Source organism: Rhodobacter sp. TJ_12, from assembly GCF_020023995.1.
Taxonomy (GTDB): domain Bacteria; phylum Pseudomonadota; class Alphaproteobacteria; order Rhodobacterales; family Rhodobacteraceae; genus Rhodobacter.
On sequence record NZ_NRRD01000070.1, the window covers coordinates 1 to 582 of the forward strand.

The 582-nt window shown below is 57.0% G+C and carries 1 protein-coding gene; it reads left to right on the forward strand.

Going from position 1 to position 582, the window contains the following annotated elements:
• Positions 1–20: 20 nt before the first annotated feature.
• The coding region (gene mreC / locus CKO11_RS17215) for a rod shape-determining protein MreC (RefSeq protein ID WP_223641534.1) at positions 21–582 on the forward strand (562 nt) is incomplete at its 3' end.

Genomic DNA, 582 nt, shown 5'->3' on the forward strand with positions numbered 1-582 from the left:
CCCGAAACATTGAAAATCAAGTGGCCGACAAGGCACAGTTGCGCGCTGAGAACAAGCGTCTGCACCAGGAAAATCTGACGCTGAGCGCGCGTTTGCAGCGCTTCGATGCCCTGGAATCAGAGAACGAACGGCTGCGTAATCTGTTAGGCTCAGCGTTCAAGGTGGGTGAGCGGGTACTGATTGCCGAGTTGTTGCAAGTGGATCTTGATCCTTACCGCCAGCAGGTGCTGGTGGATAAGGGAACCCTGTCGGGAGTCTTTGTTGGCCAGCCTGTGTTAGATGCCAATGCGGTGATGGGGCAGGTCGAGCGCGCCAACCCTCTCACCTCCACAGTGTTGCTCATCACCGATGCCAGACACTCATTGCCGGTCAAGGTCAACCGCAATGGACTCAGGTCCATCGCGACCGGGTCTGGGCTGATCGACCAGTTAAATCTGCTGCATGTCCCCAAAAAAGCCGATATTCGGGTGGGCGATCTCTTGGTTACCTCTGGACTGGGCGGCACCTATCCGCCTGGGTATCCGGTCGCGCGGGTAACGGAAGTGAGCATTGAACCGGGCAAACGCTTTGCAACCGTTACCG